Origin of the sequence: Microbispora sp. ZYX-F-249, from assembly GCF_039649665.1 — a bacterium.
Classification (GTDB): Bacteria; Actinomycetota; Actinomycetes; order Streptosporangiales; family Streptosporangiaceae; genus Microbispora; species Microbispora maris.
Genome location: NZ_JBDJAW010000147.1, coordinates 1 through 857 on the forward strand (window position 1 = coordinate 1; position 857 = coordinate 857).

The 857-nt window shown below is 66.6% G+C and carries 1 protein-coding gene; it reads right to left on the minus strand.

Features of this window, described 5'->3' with window-relative positions:
- On the minus strand, window positions 1-857 hold an 857-nt coding region (locus AAH991_RS40145), incomplete at both ends, for a glycoside hydrolase family 10 protein (protein WP_346231194.1).

Here is an 857-nt window from a genome sequence, read left to right on the forward strand (position 1 = left end):
GCGGCGTTGAGGGCGTTGAGGACCGCGTCGTAGGCGGGCTTCTTGTTGCCGCCGCTGAACAGCAGCGGGGTGTCGCCCGAGCGCCAGGAGTCCTGGTCGCGTACGCCCCACACGGTGATGCCGTTGCAGCGCGGGACGGCCAGGCAGTCGTTGACCACGTTGGCGTAGGTGGTCGGCGAGGCGCCCTGGATGTCCAGCTCGGTGATCTGGACGTCGACGCCGAGTGCGGCGAAGTTCTGCAGGGTGGTGCGGTAGTTGCCCGGGTAGGGGCTGCCGCTGTTGAAGTGCGACTGCAGGCCGACGCAGTCGATCGGCACGCCGCGGGCCTTGAAGTCCTTGACCATGTTGTAGACGCCCTGGGTCTTGGCCCAGGACCAGTTGTCGATGTTGTAGTCGTTGTAGCAGAGCTTGGCGTCGGGGTCGGCGGCCCGCGCGGTGCGGAAGGCGACCTCGATCCAGTCGTTGCCGGTGCGCTGGAGGTTGGAGTCGCGGCGGCCGCCGGAGCCGTCGTCGAAGGCCTCGTTGACCACGTCCCAGGCGTAGATCTTGCCCTTGTAGTGGCCCACGACGCCGTTGATGTGGCTGATCATCGCCTGGCGCAGCGCGCTGCCCGACAGCTGCCCCCAGAAGTTCGGCTGCTGCTGGTGCCAGGCCAGGGTGTGGCCGCGGACCCGCTTGCCGTTCTGCACCGCCCAGTTGTAGATCCGGTCGCCGTTGGTGAAGTTGAACTGGTTCGGGTTCGGCTCCGTCGCGTCGGGCTTCATCTCGTTCTCGGCCGTGATCATGTTGAACTCACGGCTCGCGATCGTGGTGTACTGCGAGTCACCGAGCCTGCTCGCACTGATCGCCGTACCGAA